This window comes from Streptosporangium saharense (genome assembly GCF_014203715.1).
Classification (GTDB): domain Bacteria; phylum Actinomycetota; class Actinomycetes; order Streptosporangiales; family Streptosporangiaceae; genus Streptosporangium; species Streptosporangium saharense.
This window is the reverse complement of record NZ_JACHJP010000003.1, coordinates 585,382-602,363: the sequence shown is the minus strand read 5'-3', so window position 1 is coordinate 602,363 and position 16,982 is coordinate 585,382. Positions and strand designations below refer to the sequence as shown.

Sequence of the window (16,982 nt, the reverse complement as noted above, 5' to 3'; positions counted from 1 at the left end):
CTTTCGTCACTCGAATAACAGAAATGTCCTTACATTACAGGTAATTTCGACATATGTAATAGATCATTGTCAAGTGGAGCGAGGGCGCCAGTCACCCCGGTCGAGATCCAGCGTCTCCGGGGTGTGCAGCCGGACCATGATCCTGGCCACCCCGGGCGGGATACGGCTCCTGGTCAGCAACGAGACCACGATCATGACGGTGAAGGCGACCGGCACCGACCAGGCGGCCGGCTGGGCCAGCAGCGCCCCCGCCAGGCCCGTGTGCGGCCCCTCCCCGATCGTCAGCAGCACCGCCCCGCAGGCCAGGCCGCCCCCGACCACCAGCCCCGCCATCGCCCCCGGCGGCGTCAGGCGCCGCCACCAGATGCCCAGCACCAGCAGCGGGCAGAAGGAGGAGGCGGAGACCGCGAAGGCCAGCCCGACCACGTCGGCGACCGGCAGCGAGCGCGCCACCGAGGCGAGCGCCAGCGGCACGGCGACCGCCACGACCGCCGCGACCCGGAACGAGCGGACCCCGCCCCGCAGGATGTCCTGCCCGATCACCCCCGCGACCGAGACCGTCAGCCCCGAGGAGGTGGACAGGAACGCCGCGAAGGCCCCCGCCGTCACCAGCGCGGTCAGCAGGTCGCCCGCCACGCCCCCGACGAGCCGCCCCGGCAGCGTCAGCACCACCATGTCGCTGCCCCGCAGCTCCGGCAGGTAGATCCGCCCCAGCGCGCCGTACACGGCGGGCATCAGGTAGAACAGCCCCAGCAACGACAACACCACCAGTGTCGTACGGCGCGCGGCCCGCCCGTCCGGGTTGGTATAGAAGCGCACCAGCACGTGCGGCAGCCCCATGGTCCCCAGGAACGTGGCCAGGATCAGCGAGTAGGTCGAGTAGAGGCCGTACTCCCTGCCGCCGGACAGCGGCAGCGCCCAGGTGACCGCGTCCGCCGCGCCCAGCCCCGGCGCGCCGTCCGCCCGCCAGGCCAGCAGCAGGAAGACCAGCGGCACGGCCAGCGCGGTCAGCTTGAGCCAGTACTGGAAGGCCTGCACGAACGTGATCGACCGCATGCCACCCGACAGCACGTTCACCCCGACCACGCACGCGACCAGCAGACCGCCCGCCCACTCGGGCGCCCCGGTGACGGCCCGCAGCACCAGCCCGGCGCTCTGGAACTGCGGCATCAAATACAGCCAGCCGATCAGCACGACCAGCACCCCGGCCATCCGCCGTACGGCCATCGACCCCAGGCGCGCCTCGGCGAAGTCGGGCAGCGTGTAGGCGCCCGAACGGCGCAGCGGCGCCGAGACCAGGACCAGCAGCACCAGGTAGCCACCGGTCCAGCCGACGGGCAGCCACAGCATGTCCGCGCCGTAGGCCAGGATCAGCCCCGCGATGCCCAGGAAGCTCGCCGCCGACAGGTACTCCCCGCCGATGGCCGAGGCGTTCCACAGCGGGGAGACCGTGCGGGAGGCGACGTAGAAGTCGGAGGTCGTGCGGGACAGGCGGATGCCGAACGCCCCGATCAGCACCGTGGTGAGCATCACCAGCACGACCGCGGCCACCCCGTGGACGGCGTTCACCCCGCCCGGTCCACCAGCTCGGCGAAGTGACGCTCGTTGCGCTCGGCCTGCCGTACGTAGAGCCAGGCGCCGGTGACGAAGACCGGGTAGATCAGGCCCGCCAGCACCACCCACGGCAGGGGGACGCCCAGCACCACGACCGCGCGCAGCTCGGGCACGAGCGTGAACAGCAGCGGCAGGCCACCGACCACGCAGGCCAGCACCGTGCACACGAACAGGGCGAGCCGGAACTGGGTGCGCACCAGCGAGCGCATGTAGACCTCGCCCAGGCGGGTCTGCTCGTCGATCTCCCTGGTCACCGGGTAGCGCGGGTTGCGGGCGGCCGTGGTGCGCGGGCTGGTGACCACCTCGCGGCGCGGACGCCCGTCGTCCCCGCGCGGATGGTCGGCCCCTGACCTGCTCACTCCGGCCTGCCCTTGCGGGCCCTGCGGACCAGCAGGTCACGAAGCTCCCTGGTGTGCCTACGGCTGACCGGGATCTCGGTCCCGCAGACCCGCACCACGCACCGCCCCGAGTCGATGTGCAGCTCGTCGATGTGCTTGACGGCCACCAGGTGGCTGCGGTGCACGCGCACGAAGCCCGCAGACGACCAGCGCTCCTCCAGGGTCGCCAGCGGGATGCGGACCAGGTGGCTGCCGCCCGCGGTGTGCAGGCGCGCGTAGTCGCCCTGCGCCTCGACGTAGCGCACCTCGGTGCTGGCCACGAACCGGGTCACCCCGCCCAGCTCGACCGGGATCGTGCCCGGGTCCGTACGGCCCGTCCCGTCCCCGTCGGGCAGCTCCGCCGACACGCACACCCGCCGTACGGCCTCGGCCAGCCGTTCGGGTCTGACCGGTTTGAGCAGGTAGTCCTCCGCCTTGATCTCGAAGGCGTCGACCGCGTGCTCCTCGTAGGCCGTCACGAACACCACCCGGGGCGGGTTGGCGAACTGCGACAGCAGCCTGCCGAGCACCACCCCGTCCAGGCCGCGCATCCGGATGTCGAGGAAGACCGCGTCGATCGGCCGCCCGTCGGCGATGGCCCTGTCGAGCACGCGCAGCGCCGCCGCGCCGTCCCGCGCCTGGGCGACCTCGCCGATTCTCGGGTCGTCCCGCAGCAGGTAGGCCAGGTCCTCAAGGGCGGGAATCTCGTCGTCGACGGCCAGGACTCGAAGACCGGTCACGGGCGCTCCTCCGGATCGTCGAGGGGGAATTCCTAGAGGGTGATGAATCAGACATCACCTGTCAACAGTTCCTGACCTGCCGAATCCACAGAAAGCACTCAGTGAGCCTCGGTGAGCCTCGGTGGGCTTCAGTGGGCTGAGACTCCCGGGTGATACTTCGGCACCCGGACGCTCACCTTGGTCCCCGCGCCCTTGCCCGTCTCGGCCACCAGCCCGTACTCGTCGCCGTAGACCTGGCGCAGCCGCTCGTCCACGTTGGCCAGGCCGACCCCGCCCGTCCCAGAGCGTTCGTCGGCGTCCCCCGCCAGGACCCGGCGCAGCCGTTCGGGGTCCATGCCGACGCCGTCGTCCTCCACGCTGATCCGGCACTCGGCCCCGGCGTCCTCGGCGACGATCGAGATGCGGCCGACGCCCGGCTTGCTCTCCAGGCCGTGCCTGACGGCGTTCTCGACAAGCGGCTGCAGGCACAGGAACGGCACGGCGACCGCGAGCACCTCGGGGGCGATGCGCAGCGTCACCTGGAGCTGGTCGCCGAACCTGGCGCGTTCCAGGGTCAGGTAGCGGTCGATGGAACGCAGCTCCTCGGCGAGCGTGGTGAACTCCCCGTGCCGCCTGAAGGAGTAGCGGGTGAAGTCGGCGAAGTCCAGCAGCAGCTCACGGGACCGGTTGGGGTCGGAGCGTACAAAGCTGGCGATGGTCGTCAGCGAGTTGTAGATGAAGTGCGGGGAGATCTGCGCCCGCAGCGCCCTGACCTCGGCCTCCATCAGCCGCGTCCGCGACCGGTCGAGCTCGGCCAGCTCAAGCTGGGAGTCCACCCAGTTGGCCACCTCGTGGGTCGCCCTGACCAGGCCCGCCGAGGCGTGCCCGCCGTACGCCGCCAGGGAGCCGACGACCCGGCCGTCCGTGGTGAGCGGAACCACGACGGCGTATCTGATCGGGCACTCCGGGAGGTCGCACGAGACGACCTCGGGGCCGAGCACCTGCGTGCGGCCCCCGCCGAGGGTCTTGGCCGCGTAGGCGAACGCGTCGGCGGCGTGGTGCTCGCCCTCGCCGTCGTAGACCAGCAGCCGCTGCCCGTCGGTGATGGCCAGCGCCGGGGAGCCCAGCAGCTCCCGCAGGTGCCGTGAGGCCTTCTGGGTGCCCGTCTCGGTGAGCCCGGCCCGCAGCGGCGGCGCGGCCAGGGAGGCGGTGTGCAGGGTCTCGAAGGTGGCGCGCTCGGCCGGGCTGCTGCCCAGCTCGCGCCTGCCGCGCAGTACGCGCCACAGCACCAGGGCCGGGACGCCCACCAGGGCGGCTACGAGCAGCGCTGCGACGAGGGGTTCCACGTCCCGGACCCTATCCTCGCACGTGGGTCGGCGCCCCTTCGACGGATATCCCTCACGCCTTTACATTGTAGATCAAGAACTCCTCAACGGATCCGGGCCAGCAGCGCGCAGATCTCGTCCGCGAGGGCCGTGTCCACCGGGGCGTGCCGGTTGAGCAGCCGGTACCACATCACGCCGAAGACGACGTCGACCGCCAGCCCGGGATCGACGCCGGGGGGCAGCGCGCCCCGTTCGAGCACCGTCCGCAGGATCCGCCTGCGTGGCTCTATGAGCTCGGTCTGCAGGCGCGCGGCGAAGACGGGGTCGCTCTGCGCGTCGGCCATCAGGCCGACGACCGCCTGGCTCGCCACGCCGTCGACCAGCGTGAACGTCTCCCTCAGGAAGGTCTCAAGATCACGCCACGGGTCGCCGCTCTCCGGCGGAGGGGCCAGTTCGGTGCCCGCGAGGTCGGCGACCGCCTCAAGCAGCACCTCCCCCTTGGTCTGCCACCAGCGGTAGAGCGTCTGCCTGCCGACACCCGCGGCCTCGGCGATGCCCTTCAGGGTGACGTTGGGGTATCCGTCCCTGGCGCACAGGCCGAGAGCGGCCCGCAGGATCGCCCTCCTGGCCTCCTCGCTGCGCGGTCTGCCCACCATGGCACGCACTTTACAGGACACCATGTCTCGATTTACGATTTCGAGGCACAATGACTCGTTTTTGGGGGACTCAATGCGTGTTGTGATCGTGGGAGGCACCTCGGGCATCGGCCTGGCGACCGCCGAGCTGCTCGCCGGGGAGGGCCACGAGGTCGTCGTCACCGGCCGGTCGGCGGAAAGGGTCGAGGCGGCTCTCAAGCGGCTCGGGGACCGCGCCTCGGGGGAGGCCCTCGACGCCAGGGACGTCGAGGCGACGCGTGCCTTCTTCGCCGGGCTCGGCGTCGTCGACCACGTGGTCGTCACCGTGTCGGGACGGGGTCAGGCGGCGGGCCCGCTACGGACGCTGACGCGGGAGAAGCTGACGTCGGCCGTACAGGACAAGCTCGTCCCGCAGCTGCTGACCGCGCAGGCCGCGCTCGACACCCTGTCGCCCGAGGGGTCGCTGACCTTCGTCTCGGCCGCCTCGGCGCGCTCGTCCGCCCCCGGCGTGTCGGGGCTGGCCGCCGTCAACGGCGCCCTTGAGTCGGTCGTCCCCGGTCTGGCCGTCGAGCTTGCCCCGATCCGGGTGAACGCGGTCTCCCCCGGGGTGATCGACACCGGCTGGTGGACCGGGCCCAACGAGGAGGGCAAGGCCGGGGTGCTCGCCACCGCGGCGCAGGGCTCGCCGACCGGGCGGGTGGGCAGGCCTCAGGACGTCGCCTCGGCGATCGCCTTCGTGGTCGGCAACTCCTTCGTCACCGGCACGGTCATCACCGTCGACGGCGGCTGGCGCCTCAAGGCGTGAAGGCCTCAGAGGGCCGCACGGACGCGTGAGGCGTACGCCTCGGCCTCCCCTGGGCCGTCGTAGGTGGTCCTCGGCCAGAAGAAGCCGCGCAGGCCATCCTTGCGGTTGCGGGGCACGACGTGGACGTGCAGGTGCGGCACGCTCTGGCTGATCCGGTTGTTCATCGCCACGAACGTGCCGCCCGCCTCAAGGCCCCGCTCGACGGCGGTGGCGACGGCCTGGACCCGCTCGAAGAACGGGCCGACCGAGGGGGCGGGCAGGTCGGTGAGGGTCTCGGCGTGCGCGGCCGGGGCGACCAGGACGTGCCCCTTGAAGACGGGCCTGACGTCCAGGAAGGCGAAGGCGACCTCGTCGGAGAACACCACGTTCCCCGGCCGCTCCCCCGTGGCGATGGCGCAGAACAGACATCCCTCGGCTGACATCCCCCCAGAATAGGATTCCCCCCGGTCATGTTCCCGCCCAGGAGGAGAAAACCGGTGTCCCAAGATTCCCGTCAGGTCCCCTGGAGCGACTCCTACGACGAGTGGCGGGCGGACGCGGCGGACCCGGCCTTCAGCGAGTGGCTGCGCTCCGGCTCCGAGCCCGGGTGGACGGCGGTCGTGACCCACCCGTTCGCCGCCTCCATCACCCGGGGGCTGACCCCGCGGGAGGACATGCGCCGCTACCTGGTGCAGGACTTCCAGTTCGTCGACGCCTTCACCGCGCTGCTCGGCGCCGCGGTGGCCAGCGCGGACAGCTTCGAGTCACGGGTGCCGTTCGGCCGCTTCCTCGGCGAGACGGCGACGACCGAGGAGAAGACCTACTTCCACCGGGCCCTGGCCGCCCTCGGCGCGAGCGAGGCCGACCTGACGGCGCCCGCGCTCGAACCGGTGACGGTCGACTTCCGCGCGCTGATGGACGAGGCCAGGAGGAGCCTGGACTACCCGGTCATCCTGGCGGTCCTGTGCGTGGCGGAGTGGAGCTATCTCGGCTGGGCGAGCCTGGCCGAGGAGCCACCGCCCGGTGACTTCGTGCACCGCGAGTGGGTCGAGCTGCACGAGGGGCCCGCCTTCCGGGCCTGGGTCGCCTTCCTGCGCGGCGAGCTGGACCGGCTCGGCCCCGCGCTCGACGCGCGGGAGCGGGCGCGCGTGCTCGACGTCTTCCGCCGTGCCGTACGGCTTGAGCTGCGTTTCTTCGACATGGCGGCCGGGGGGCAGGCAAGCCCCCCGGCCGGGCCGGATGTCAGCGGCGCACCTTCGTGACCACGGTCTTGGCGGTGCGGAAGGCGCAGAAGCGGTCGCGCGAGGTGGTCCTGCTGTAGTTGCGCTCGTAGTCCTTCTGGCCGAGGCCGTCGACGCTGTCGAAGCCCAGCTTGGCCGTCGCCGTCCTGCCGCCGTGGCGGGCGAGGGTGGTCTTCAGGACGATCGTGCCCTTGTAAGGGACCGGGTGGGAGACGTCGCTGGGGATCTCGCACCACACGCCGTCGCGGTAGGTGTGGCAGGGGAAGGTGGCCAGCCGCTTGCCCGAGGGGCTCAGGAGCGTGGCCGAGCGCGGGGTCTTGGCGCCCTTGGGAAGGCTGCCGCCGACCCAGAAGGAGGCCCAGTAGGGGGCGAAGGACTCCGCCCAGGTCATGGTGTAGTCGAGGGTGTAGGTGACGCGCCCGCCCTGGTGGTCGCGCGGGGTGCCCTTGGCCTTGAACTTGATCTTGACGAGGGGGTCCCGCTCGCACTTCTTCACGGAGCTGACGCAGGTCGCCGCCTGCGCGGGGGCGAGGGGTGACAGGGCGACCGCGACGAGGGCGAAGCCCGCTGTGAGCGCTGTGAGGCCGACTGCTCGGCGCATGAAGTCCTCCTGGGGGGTCGGCCGGAGAGGGGGTTCCTGCCGCAACGGTCCCGCTCCGGACTCGGGACGCGCCGTGGCGGGAGGCCACGGTCGCGTCGCGGCGGCGAAGGCCCCCGGGGAGCCGAGACGGCTCGCGCGGACGGGACCTCCCGCATCGATCACTACGTACGGGCGGCCGGAACGGTTCAGCGGGGGACCATTCGGTCTTCCAGAACCGGGCGGGAAGGCTTCCGGAACCGGGCGGGAAGGCTTCCGGAACCGGGCGGGCGGAAAGGAGGGGGTCCGCCGCCCACCCGGAAACGGCCAGATTACCCCGCCATCCCCGGAATCCGCCCATCCCAAAACATCACCGCATGACAGGACCCGCCGCTCCGCGGGCTGCGGAGGCGGCGGGTCCCGGTGACGCCCTACTTCCTCTTGCCGCGCCGCAGCACGCGGAACACGACCAGGCCCAGGACGGCCACGGCGGCCACGAGCGCCGCGGGGCGCTTCGCCGCCCCCGTGGTGACCTTCTCCTTCACCTCGGCCGGGCTGGTGTTCTTCACCCGCTCGACGACCTCGGTCGCGGTGGCCGCGGTCGCCGCCCCCACCTTGCGCAGCTCGTCGCCGACCTGGGCGGCCGTCTCCTGAACGCGCCCCTTCACATCCGTCTTGTGCACCAACGCCTCCACGGTCTCGCCCAGCTCACGACGGTCTCTCTCGATGTCCCGCCGCACGGATTCCCTGTTCGTCTTTCCGGTCTCTTTCACATCGGTCTCATGGGTCTTCCCGACGGCCCTGAGGTGCCCCGTGTCCTTCTCGGGAAGCCTCGGGGTGCCGTTGTCCCTCCGGCTCTCGGGGACGGAGGAGGGGGTCCCGTCCGGCTGTTTCGGCGGGACGTTCAGCGACATCTCCTCGTCGGGGGTCACCGGAGCGCCCACCCGCTGCCTGTGGGCCCCGACGGTGCCCGCGTCATGGATCTCGCCTCCCGATCTTCCCGGGTCGCTCTCGCTCATCGGTGCGCACTCTCCTTCACCATGTCGATGTCCTCCTTGAGGCTCTCGATGGTCCGCTCGGGAGCGGGCGGAGTGGCCTCGGACACCTGCCGCTTGCCGAGGAGCCCCAGAACGGCGGCCACGACCAGCAGCACGACGCCCACGACGGCCGCGGCGCCCCAGGCGGGCATCACCAGGGCGAGAAGCAGGATCACCGCGGCCACCAGGCAGCCGCCGCCGTACAGGGCCACCACCCCGGCCCCGCCGAACAGTCCCGCGCCGAGCCCCGCGTGTTTGCCCTTCTCCGCGAACTCCAGCTTCGCCAGGCGGAGCTCGTCCCTGACGAGGCGCGAGACCTCCTGTGACATCAGCCGGATCAGGTCGGCGGTTGACAACGTGTCCTTGGGATTGCCGCTCATGGCGTTCCTCCTCCCTACAGGAGAAGGCGCCTACCCCGTACCGGCACGGCAAACCCCCGCCCACCGACGATTGATCGGGCCGTTGCCCGCACTTTCCCTGCCCCCCGCGTGTCATGACGCGGGTCACGCCGGCCGCACCGGATCCGTGGCCTCGAAAGCCGCCCCCGTTCGCGCACCTTCGAGGACCCGCCCACGGCCGGCGCCCCGGGTGGAGAGCTCCGGGGCGCCGGCCGCGGGCGCCGGAGCCGCCGGCGGAACCCACGAAGACGAACCCGTGACGACGGGGCCGTCATCCCACAGCGGACCCACCGTAAGCCGCGCGGGACCCGGTCCACATCGGCCCGCGGGCGGATCCGGCCGTGACCGGCGCGGTAGGCGCGGCGGGGCCGTACAACTTCCGCGGTACGGGCGCTCATCCACCGGCGCGATGAGGGGAGGGTCCGCGCATGGCTAGCATGCCGCGCATGCGGGCAACAGTGACGGCGCTTGCGCGGCGGGCGGGCGAGGTCGATCCGCGGATCGTCGACACCCTCCTCGCCGTGGCGCTCACCGGGATCACCCTGGTGTGGGCCGTCAAGGACCAGGCGGGCACCTGGCTGCGCCCCGACACGGCCGCGATCCTGCTGACCTGCGCGGCCAACCTTCCCGTCGCCGTGCGGTGGCGCGTGCCCGGGACCGCGCTCACGCTGTGCGTCGTCTCGTCCCTGTGGCACCACAGTCTGGGCTACCAGCCGAACGTGAACAACTTCTCCGTCCTGCTGACGCTCTACACGGTGACCGTACGGCGTTCGCTCGCGGCGGGGGTCGCCGGGGTCGTGGCCGCGGCCTCGGTCTGGTGGTGGGCCTCGCTCACGGCGGCGAAGGACATGGCGGCGCTGAACGTGGCGCAGAGCATCCTGATCGTCCTGACGGCCTGGACGCTGGGCCTGGGCACCCGCAGGCTCGCCGACCGCAACAGGCGCCTGGCCGACCTCACCGAGCGGCTCGGGCACGAGCAGGAGGCGCGGGCCAGGCGCGCGGTCACCGAGGAGCGGGTGCGCATCGCCAGGGAGCTGCACGACATCGTCGCCCACCACATGTCGGTGATCTCGGTGCAGGCGGGGCTGGCCCGCTACGTGTTCGCCAGCGACCCGGGGACGGCGAGGACCGCGCTGGCCACGGTCGCCGACACCAGCCACGAGGCCCTTGAGGAGATGCGGCGGCTGCTCGCGGTGCTCAGGGTCGACCGGAGACCGAGCATCGACGGCGTCTACGACCCGACCCCCGGCCTGCCCCAGCTCGGCCAGCTCGTCGAACGCGTCCGCGCGGCCGGGGTCGAGGTCGCCCTCGACGTGACGGGCAAGGCCAGGCGGCTCAACCCCGGGGTCGAGCTGTGCGCCTACCGGGTGGTCCAGGAGAGCCTGACCAACGTCATCAAGCACGCGCTGCCCGCCCGCGCCTCGGTACGGCTGCGCTACGGCTGCGACGAGCTGGTCATCACGGTCACCGACGACGGCGCCGTCCAGCGGGGCGAGGAGGGGGGCGGCCTCGGGTTGATCGGGATGCGCGAACGGGTCAGGCTCTACGGGGGCGAGGTGCGGGCGGGCCCGCTGCCGGAGGGCGGGTTCGAGGTCACGGCGGCGCTGCCGCTCTCACCCCCTCAGGAGGAGCGAGGAGACCAATGATCAAGGTGCTGGTCGTGGACGACCAGATCCTGGTGCGGGCCGGGTTCGCGGCGCTGATCCGGGCGACCCCCGACCTGGAGGTCGCCGGAGAGGCCTCGGGCGGGGAGGAGGCCGTCGCCCTGGCGGGCGCGACGCGTCCCGACGTGATCCTGATGGACGTGCGGATGCCCGACCTGAACGGCATCGCGGCCACCGAGCGCATCCTCGCCGCGACGGGCCCGGTCCCGCCGAAGGTGCTGATCCTGACGACCTTCGACCTCGACGAGTACGTCTACGACGCGCTCAGGGCCGGGGCCTCCGGCTTCCTCCTCAAGGACACCCCTCCCGAGCGGCTGATCGCGGCGGTGCGCACCATCGCCGCCGGGGACATGCTGTTCGCGCCGACCGTGACGCGCCGCCTGGTCGAGGCCTACACCAGGGAGAAGGACACCACGCTCGTCTCGTGGGCGGGGCTCGACACGCTCACCGCCAGGGAGACGGAGGTGCTGCGCCTGGTCGGCAGGGCGCTGTCGAACGGGGAGATCGCCGACGAGCTGTGCGTGAGCGAGGCGACGGTCAAGACGCACCTGAACCGGACCATGGCGAAGCTCGGCCTGTCGAGCCGCGCCCAGGTGGTCGCCCTCGCCTACGAGAGCGGCCTGGTCAGCCCCCGGCACGGCCGCTGAGCGGGACTCAGCCGGGGGTGAGGGTGTGCAGGTGGAACTCCTCCGTCCCCTCCTCCTCGACCCACGACGGCTCGGACAGGAGCCTGGTCAGGGCGAAGCCGCCCTTGGCCGCGACCCGGCACGAGGCGACGTTGCCGGTGGCGTGCCGCAGGTCGAGGCGGGACAGGCCGAGGAAGCCGAACGCCCAGCGGCCGACGACACCCAGCGCCTGGGTCGCCACGCCACGGCCCCTGGCCCCGGGCAGCACCCAGTAGCCGACCTCCCCGCGACCGCGGGCCGCGCCGGTGCCGACCCTGACCCTGATGTGGCCGAGCACCTCGCCGCCGGTCGCCCCGGTGACCGCGAAGGAGGCCTCCGAGCCCTCGGACCAGCCGAGGGCGCGCTGGGCGAGCCAGACCCTCTCGTCGGCCCCGTCGGGCAGGCCGGTGGCCCAGCGGCGGATCCGCAGGTCCCCCAGGGCCAGCGCCGCCGCGGCGGCGTCGGCCTCCGAGAGGTTCCACGGACGCAGGTGCAACGCTCCGGCGGTGATCTCCATGGGTTCCACGTCCGCCGAGCCTACTTTCGCGGAGTGGCGAAAAGTAGTGACAGGCGAGATCATGAGACCCTTGCCCTACTTCACGTACAGAGAAGAAGGGCGGCACGCTAGAGATGGCACAGATCGTCGGCGGCGGGCGCCCGGTCAACGACGCGGAGCGGCGGGTCATCGCACATCTGCGGGACAGCGCGCCGGACGACTGGCTGTTGCTGCACAACATCGAGGTGCCCAGGGGTGACGACGCCTTCGAGGTCGATCTGATCGTCGTGACCGGCCACTCGCTCTGTCTCATCGACGTCAAGGGCACCCGGGGCAGGATCGAGGTGTCCGGGACGCGGTGGTTTCCCGCGCGGCGGGACGTATTCGGCTCCCCCGTCGCCAAGCTGCGCGGCAACGGGCGGGCGCTCAAGGGCCTGCTCACCCGCAACCACCGGGAGCTCGAACGGGTCTACGTGGACAGCGTCGTGGTGCTGACGGGCGCCGACGCCGAGCTGGTTGACCCCGCGGGCCGTGACTCGCGGCACGTCACCGACCTGGCGGGCCTGGTCCCCATGCTGAGCGACGTCTCCCGGGTCAGGCGGGGCTACACCCCGGACGCCGGGCCGTACCGCACGGCGGTGATCGAGGCGCTGAACGGCAGCGTGCGGCGCTCGACCTCGCCGCCGCGCTTCGGCAACTGGGAGGTCGAGGAGCAGCTCGGCGGGGACAATAGGACCACCGAGTACCGGGCGATCAACGCGACGCTGCCGGGGAGCGAGACGGTCCTGCTGCGGGTCTACCGCGCCGACCCGCTGGCCGAGGAGGAGCCGAGGGCGGCCGAGCGGCGGCTGATCGCCAACGCCTACCAGTCGCTCACCCGCATCCCCCCGCACCCGTGCGTCGTGCGCTCGCGCGACTTCTTCGCCATCGACGACGAGAGCCGGTTCGTGCTGGTCCTGGACGACGTGCACGGCCAGGCGCTGCACCTGTACATGTCGTCCTCCGGCAGGCGGCGCTCCGTCGAGGCCGACCTCGACGTGGTCGAGGACATGCTGCTCGGGCTGGCCCACGTGCACGCCAACCACGTCATCCACCGGGCGCTCAGCCCCGCCCGCGTCCTCGTCACCGAGGACGGCAGGGCCATGCTGACCGGGTTCGACTACGCCAAGCCCGGGCCGCGCCCGCACACGGTGGCCAACGAGCTGCCCAACGTGCTCGACACCCACTACGTCGCCCCCGAGTGCCAGGCCAGGCCGGAGCGGATGACCGCGGCCGCCGACGTGTACGCGGCCGGGGCGATCGCCTTCCAGCTACTGACCGGCGAGCTGCCCTCCCCCGGTGGCGACGGCGCGGGCGAGGCGCGGCCCGGCGTCCCGGCCGAGGTGATGGAGCTGCTGCGCCGGATGCGCGACCCCTCCCCCACCGGCAGGCCGACGGCCGCCGAGGCCCTGGAGGACCTGCGCAGGGCCCGCGAGGGGCTCCCCAGGGAGCGGGAGCCGATGCTGCTCGGCAGGCTGCGCAACCGCTTCCTGCGGGCCGCACGGCGCTAGTTCCTCCGTGACGTACGGCCCGGCGCCTCAGGAGTCGACGAAGTCGTCGGTGACCATCACGCGCAGGCCGTTGGGAACGGTCCTGATCGTGATGGGGGTCATCAGGCGGACCTCGCCGTCCACGTCGGCCGCCATCGGCGGGTCGGTCTCGAGATACATCTCCTGGCCGACGACGAAGGGTCCGCCCGCGAGACTGCGCCAGCGGCCGGTCGTCGCCCGCACCAGGGTCTCGACCAGCAGCCTCAGGCGTTTGCCCGAGCCGAGCTGGTAGGCCACGAGCCTGCCGTTGTCGATGCTGATGTCCCTGGCCACCTGCCAGCCGCCGTGGAAGCGGCCGTTGGCGATGTTGAGCTGGTGGGTGAGCAGCTCGTGGCGGCGGCCGTCGGCGGTGATGAAGGCGCGGAAGGGCCGGTGGCGGGGCAGGATCGTCAGCGCGGTCAGCGGGTAGGCGGCCCGCCCGAGCAGGCGCTTGAGCCAGGGCCGTACGGTGCCCGCCACCTCGACGGAGACGCCGAAGCTGGCCAGGTTGGCGAACTCCCTGTCGCCCGCGACGCCCAGGTCGATGTCGGCGACCTTGCCGGTGTGGAACACCCGGATCGCGCCCGGCAGATCGAGGGGGAGGCCGAGGCTGCGGGCGAAGTTGTTGGTCGTGCCGAGCGGCAGCACGCCGAGGGCCACGTCCCGGTGCGCGACGTGCTTGACGGCGGCGCTGAGCGTGCCGTCCCCGCCGCCGACGACGAGCAGGTCGGGCCGTTCGGCGAGGGCGGTGTCCAGGGTGGCGCGCAGGCGGCGGGGATCGACCACGGCGAAGGAGCGGATCGGCTCGAAGCCCTCGGCGCGCAGCGTGGCGACCACCCTGGGGTAGAGACGACGGCCGCGGCGCGAGTGGGTGTTGACCACCACGCAGATCCTGCGCCCGGTCCTGATGGCCTCGGTGTGCTCGGCCTTGCCTCGTAACTCTCCCACGCTGCCCCTTTTCCTGTAGGACTGCCTTCCCGTCAGATCGTAGGGCTCCGTGCTCGCGGAGCGTGTATGACGGACGCCCGGCCGGAGGATCCGGCCGGGCGTCGCGGGTCGTGCTTCACCGGTCGCCCCCGTCCAGGTCTGGCCTGGGCGGGGACGCGCGGGGTCACTTCTTGGGCGGGGTCACCTGGAGAAGGACGCCGAGGTTGCCGGGGAGCGGGGCGAGCAGCTTGAACTTCACGCCGAGCGCCTTGCCCTCGGCACCGGGGTTACCGGTGCCCAGGACGTTGCCGTTGCCCAGGTCGAGGCCGTACAGGTCGGTCGCCGGGGTGCCGTTGGAGTTGACCACCCGGGTGCTGTACTGCTGGTCGCCCTTGGAGGGGACGACCACCGAGGCGTCGAAGTCGCGGTAGTACAGGCTGCCGTCACGCACCTCGAAGCCGGGGTACCAGGTCTTGGCGTCGGTGAACTCCGAGACCGCGGGCAGCGCGCCGGTGTTGGTGCAGTACTCGCTGAAGGGCTCGTTCGGGCCCTCGATGCACTCCTTGAACGGGTAGGTCTTCTGGAAGGAGAAGGCCGCGTTCGAGGTCTGCACACGTCCCTGCATGTTCTTCAGGACCGTGGTGTCCTTGGTCGCGGCCACGCCGGTCCGCCGCAGCGGCTCGAAGTGGGAGTCGACCAGGAGCAGGCTGCCCTTGGAGCCGATGCTCGGCGACAGCTCCAGGTTGTTGGACAGGGAGTTGTTGGTGAAGGTCGAGTCGCGGTACCAGACGAGCAGACCGGGGGCGTTGTACTTGACCTTCTCCACCTTCCACGCGCCGTCACGCGAGTAGTCGGTGGTGTAGGTGTACTGCAGGCCCTTGTCGAAGCCGTCGAAGTTACGCCACTCGGCGAGGTAGAAGCGGGAGATCTCGCGGAAGCCGTCGTTGATGCCCCAGCCCTCACCGTGGGTGTTGGTGTAGGTGCCACCGCTGGGGGTCCAGCCCTGGTTGCCGCCCTCGACGTCGTCGCTCCACACGGTCTGGGTGCCGTTGGTCACCGAGAAGTCGTCGGCGTGCCAGCTACGCGGGGTGAAGGCGGCGTCGGTGTTGTAGACGAGCCTGAGCTTGACCGTCTTGCCGGCGTAGGGGGCCAGGTCGACGTAGTCGTGCCGCCAGCCGTCGGTGTTGCCGGTGAGGCCGTACTTCCTGTTGTTGAACTTGGACAGGTTCTTGTTCGGGTCCGGGTAGTCGTCACCGGTGGAGACCAGGGCGCCGCCCTCGGTGTAGACCTTCTGCGGGGCCCAGGTGGCGCCACCGTCCGTGGAGACCTCGATGAAGCCGAAGTCCCAGTCTTCCTCGATCTCGTAGTTGTTCCAGAGCCGGAACTTCACGTCGGTGCCGGCGGGAACCTGGACGTCGCGGGCGAGCTTGACGTCGGCCCACTCCTGGTCGAGGTTGGACCACCACATCTTGGTGCCGCTGTGCGGCTCGACCATCTTCAGCGGCGTGCTGGCCAGGTTCACCCGGACGCCGTCCTCGGTGAGCTTGGGCGTGCGCGAGGACTGGCCGACGGTCACGACGCGGCTGTGGTCACCGGGGTTGAAGACCTTGGGGTTGGCCCAGCCGAGGATCCACTTGTCCCACAGACCCATGTGGGTCGGCATCGACTGGAAGATCGGGCCGCTGTGGGAGCCGGCGGACATGAGGTCCCAGAAGTCGACGGCCGAGGAGGCGCTGCCGGTGGTGTCGTAGAGGTCGGGCAGACCGAGGTCGTGGCCGTACTCGTGGGCGAACACGCCGACGCCGGAGTCCTCGGGCTGAACGATGTAGTTGGAGATCTTCACGTTCTTGCCGGGGACCTTGTAGCCACCCGCGACGGCGCTGGAGTGCGCCCAGATCGCGTAGGTGCCCTCGGCGCCGCCGTCGGAGGACTTGTCCTTGCCCGCGTGGACGAGGACCAGGTGGTCCACCACGCCGTCGGGCTCGGCGAAGTTGCCGTCACCGTCGGAGTCGGCGACGTCCTCGACGTCGTAGTCGGCCCACGGGAAGTTCGGGTTGGCGGCGGCCAGGGCGTCGACCGCGTCGATGGCGAGCTGGCCGGGGCCGAGCGGGTTGCTCGGGTGGCCGCTCATGTCCTGCGCTTCCTTGCCGCAGGCGCGGGCGCCGTAGTAGGCCTCGGAGTGCGGGACCTTGATCCACGGGGTGGCCTGGCCGGTGACCGTGTAGGCGCCCTTGGACAGCTCCTCGTACATGTTCCGCATGGTGTAGCCGGCGATGTCGATGCCCTTGCGACCGTCCCTGGGGTCGGTCAGATCGGTACGGACCCGCTTGGTGATGCCGTCCTTGCTGTAAAGCATCTTGTTGAAGTGGTCCGGGCTGAAATCAGGCACCCAGAAACTGTTGTTGTCCTTGTGTGCCAAGGACGCGGGGTTCGGAATCTTGTTATGCAGCGGGCCGTTGAGCAGCGTGCCGGGCGGCTCGGTGACGCAGTTCGCCGGGTCGTCGTCGTTGACGTTCGGCGGGCGCTTGAAGCCGGAGAAGTCGTCGTTGGCCTTGTCGTTGAACTCCACCAGGACGGTGAGGAGCTTGGCCTGCTTGGCGACCTTGGCCTTCTTGAACAGGAGGTCGGCGGGGTTGAGACCGGTCCTGACCGCCTCCGCCTCGCGCGCGGCCAGAACGCGGGCCGCGGCGGGGTTACCCTCGGAATACTTGTGGGCGATCTTCCGTGCCGGGCTGATCCGGCGCTCCTTGGAGTTGGGAGCGGCCGGGTCCTGCACCGCGGGCTCGTCCCGGGGCGGAGCGTAGTTGATGTAGTAGTCGGCCGCGGTCGGCTGGTACCTCGCGACCGTGGTGTCCACCGTGGTGTCCGCCTGAGCCGACACTCCCCCTGCCGCCAGTCCCGCAGCGGCCAGGCCCACGACGGGCACTATCGCGAGCAGGCGCCTTCGAGCACCCC

17 protein-coding genes are annotated in these 16,982 nt (G+C 71.3%); 5 read left to right on the top strand and 12 right to left on the bottom strand.

Translation table 11 applies throughout. The features are described 5' to 3' along the window. Positions 1-69 precede the first annotated feature (69 nt). The 5 genes from FHS44_RS18710 to FHS44_RS18690 form a co-directional block, all read right to left on the bottom strand. The gene (locus tag FHS44_RS18710; protein ID WP_184716297.1) at positions 70-1,569 is read right to left on the bottom strand and encodes a sodium/solute symporter; all 1,500 of its coding nucleotides are present in this window, start codon (positions 1,567-1,569) and stop codon (positions 70-72) included. Beyond that, positions 1,566-1,973, bottom strand: coding sequence for a DUF485 domain-containing protein (locus FHS44_RS18705; RefSeq protein ID WP_184716295.1), 408 nt, complete (start codon positions 1,971-1,973; stop codon positions 1,566-1,568). Before FHS44_RS18705 ends, FHS44_RS18710 begins: the two co-directional genes overlap by 4 nt. Further along, positions 1,970-2,731, bottom strand: a complete 762-nt coding sequence (locus tag FHS44_RS18700; protein WP_184716293.1) for a LytR/AlgR family response regulator transcription factor — start codon at positions 2,729-2,731, stop codon at positions 1,970-1,972. Before FHS44_RS18700 ends, FHS44_RS18705 begins: the two co-directional genes overlap by 4 nt. A gap of 128 nt (positions 2,732-2,859) precedes the next feature. Further along, complete coding sequence (locus FHS44_RS18695) at positions 2,860-4,056, bottom strand: sensor histidine kinase (RefSeq protein WP_184716291.1); 1,197 nt, start codon at positions 4,054-4,056, stop codon at positions 2,860-2,862. Positions 4,057-4,139: 83 nt separating this feature from the next. Next, positions 4,140-4,691: a TetR/AcrR family transcriptional regulator gene (locus FHS44_RS18690; RefSeq protein WP_184716289.1), complete on the bottom strand. Its 552-nt coding sequence runs from the start codon at positions 4,689-4,691 to the stop codon at positions 4,140-4,142. A 73-nt stretch (positions 4,692-4,764) separates the two neighbouring features. On the opposite strand from FHS44_RS18690, the gene FHS44_RS18685 reads away from it, so the two are divergent. After that, positions 4,765-5,475 (top strand): SDR family oxidoreductase, encoded by a 711-nt coding sequence (locus FHS44_RS18685; protein WP_184716287.1) that lies wholly within the window; start codon positions 4,765-4,767, stop codon positions 5,473-5,475. Between the two features lie 5 nt (positions 5,476-5,480). On the opposite strand, the gene FHS44_RS18680 is transcribed toward FHS44_RS18685, so the two are convergent. Continuing rightward, entirely contained in the window at positions 5,481-5,897 is a 417-nt protein-coding gene (locus tag FHS44_RS18680; RefSeq protein ID WP_184716285.1) for an HIT family protein, read from the bottom strand. Positions 5,898-5,951: 54 nt separating this feature from the next. On the opposite strand from FHS44_RS18680, the gene FHS44_RS18675 reads away from it, so the two are divergent. Next, positions 5,952-6,716 carry a TenA family protein gene (locus tag FHS44_RS18675; RefSeq protein WP_312863715.1) on the top strand — a complete coding sequence of 255 codons (765 nt, stop codon included), beginning with the start codon at positions 5,952-5,954 and terminating at the stop codon, positions 6,714-6,716. Here the strand turns inward: FHS44_RS18675 and FHS44_RS18670 are convergent. The 3 genes from FHS44_RS18670 to FHS44_RS18660 form a co-directional block, all read right to left on the bottom strand. Next, positions 6,697-7,296, bottom strand: a complete 600-nt coding sequence (locus tag FHS44_RS18670; protein ID WP_184716282.1) for a hypothetical protein — start codon at positions 7,294-7,296, stop codon at positions 6,697-6,699. The genes FHS44_RS18675 and FHS44_RS18670 overlap by 20 nt on opposite strands. Before the next feature lie 407 nt (positions 7,297-7,703). Beyond that, positions 7,704-8,291 carry a DUF3618 domain-containing protein gene (locus tag FHS44_RS18665; protein WP_184716280.1) on the bottom strand — a complete coding sequence of 196 codons (588 nt, stop codon included), beginning with the start codon at positions 8,289-8,291 and terminating at the stop codon, positions 7,704-7,706. After that, on the bottom strand, positions 8,288-8,689 hold the full coding sequence (locus tag FHS44_RS18660) for a phage holin family protein (RefSeq protein WP_184716278.1): 402 nt from the start codon (positions 8,687-8,689) through the stop codon (positions 8,288-8,290). Before FHS44_RS18660 ends, FHS44_RS18665 begins: the two co-directional genes overlap by 4 nt. 464 nt (positions 8,690-9,153) lie before the next feature. Here FHS44_RS18660 and FHS44_RS18655 point away from each other — a divergent pair, with 464 nt between their 5' ends. Further along, positions 9,154-10,353, top strand: a complete 1,200-nt coding sequence (locus FHS44_RS18655; RefSeq protein WP_184716276.1) for a sensor histidine kinase — start codon at positions 9,154-9,156, stop codon at positions 10,351-10,353. Further along, positions 10,350-11,018, top strand: coding sequence for a response regulator (locus FHS44_RS18650; protein WP_184716274.1), 669 nt, complete (start codon positions 10,350-10,352; stop codon positions 11,016-11,018). Before FHS44_RS18655 ends, FHS44_RS18650 begins: the two co-directional genes overlap by 4 nt. Before the next feature lie 7 nt (positions 11,019-11,025). On the opposite strand, the gene FHS44_RS18645 is transcribed toward FHS44_RS18650, so the two are convergent. Further along, positions 11,026-11,553 carry a GNAT family N-acetyltransferase gene (locus tag FHS44_RS18645; RefSeq protein WP_246435709.1) on the bottom strand — a complete coding sequence of 176 codons (528 nt, stop codon included), beginning with the start codon at positions 11,551-11,553 and terminating at the stop codon, positions 11,026-11,028. A gap of 113 nt (positions 11,554-11,666) precedes the next feature. Between FHS44_RS18645 and mads6 the strand changes: the two genes are divergently transcribed. Continuing rightward, entirely contained in the window at positions 11,667-13,082 is a 1,416-nt protein-coding gene (gene mads6, locus FHS44_RS18640) for a methylation-associated defense system protein kinase MAD6 (RefSeq protein ID WP_184716270.1), read from the top strand. Between the two features lie 27 nt (positions 13,083-13,109). On the opposite strand, the gene FHS44_RS18635 is transcribed toward mads6, so the two are convergent. After that, positions 13,110-14,048, bottom strand: a complete 939-nt coding sequence (locus FHS44_RS18635; protein WP_184716268.1) for a diacylglycerol/lipid kinase family protein — start codon at positions 14,046-14,048, stop codon at positions 13,110-13,112. Between the two features lie 163 nt (positions 14,049-14,211). Continuing rightward, entirely contained in the window at positions 14,212-16,944 is a 2,733-nt protein-coding gene (locus FHS44_RS18630) for an immune inhibitor A domain-containing protein (protein WP_312863714.1), read from the bottom strand. Positions 16,945-16,982 lie beyond the last annotated feature (38 nt).